We start from the raw sequence: 1,102 nt of genomic DNA on the forward strand, positions 1-1,102 counted from the left end.
TAAAATTTTCTTTCTTCTTGCTCTTGAAGCAACATGATTTACTGATCTTGGCATAGTTTTTACTTGTTTTGAATGTTAGCGTCACCTCCTCACGGGATGATCTTCGAGCTATGACATTCGGTTAATAAAATTTTAAACTCGCTTTTTGCTTTAAATAAAAAATCAAAGGCTTATTTCAAGCACAATAACTCTTTCACATTATTGATATCTGCAGAAGATACAAGAGTGAAATGAGTAAGATTTCTTTTTTGCTTTTTAGTCTTTTTCGTCAGAATATGACTTTTGAAAGCGTGTTTTCTTTTGATTTTTCCTGATCCGGTAAGGACGAACCTTTTTTTGGCACCGGAGTTAGTTTTCATCTTTGGCATCTTACTAAATTTTAATTTATGTATTACTAAAACATATAATATTGAGTCTCCTCAATTCTCTACTTTTTCTTAGGAGTAATCATTATAATCATACGCTTACCTTCCAAAACGGGTAACTGCTCTACTCTGCCATAATCTTCCAGATCATTGGCAAAACGAAGTAAAAGCACTTCTCCTTGTTCTTTGAACAATATAGAACGCCCTTTAAAGAAAACATAAGCCTTAACTTTCGCACCTTCTTCAAGGAAACCTTTGGCATGTTTTAATTTAAAATTATAATCATGATCATCGGTCTGAGGTCCGAAACGAATCTCCTTTACGACTACTTTAGTCGATTTAGCTTTCTGTTCTTTTAAACGTTTTTTCTGCTGATAAAGGAATTTCTGATAATCCGTAATACGACAAACAGGAGGAACCGCATTTGGAGAAATTTCTACAAGATCGAGTTCTTGCTCTTCTGCAATACGCAAAGCGTCTTGAATAGAATAAACTCCCTGTTCGACATTTTCTCCTACCAATCTAACTTCTTTTACCCTAATTTTTTCATTGGTACGGTACAACTCTTTCATTCCTTCATTTTTCTTTGAAGGATAATTTTTATTAACTCCTAAATTGTTTTTTTTCTCCATTCAATTACCATTGGGTTATCATTCTTTCAACTTCTTCAGTCAGAAGTTCGGCAAAGGTAGTAATTTTCATCGAACCTTTATCACCTTCGCCCTGTTTTCTTACAG

At 33.8% G+C, this 1,102-nt stretch carries 2 protein-coding genes; both read right to left on the reverse strand.

The annotated features are described in order from the left end of the window. Positions 1-170: 170 nt before the first annotated feature. Positions 171-368, reverse strand: a complete 198-nt coding sequence (gene rpmI, locus QZ019_RS09830; protein WP_009317128.1) for a 50S ribosomal protein L35 — start codon at positions 366-368, stop codon at positions 171-173. A gap of 59 nt (positions 369-427) precedes the next feature. Then, positions 428-997, reverse strand: a complete 570-nt coding sequence (gene infC / locus QZ019_RS09835; RefSeq protein ID WP_022389766.1) for a translation initiation factor IF-3 — start codon at positions 995-997, stop codon at positions 428-430. Positions 998-1,102 lie beyond the last annotated feature (105 nt).

It is taken from the genome of uncultured Succinatimonas sp. (assembly GCF_905203285.1).
Classification (GTDB): Bacteria; Pseudomonadota; Gammaproteobacteria; order Enterobacterales; family Succinivibrionaceae; genus Succinatimonas.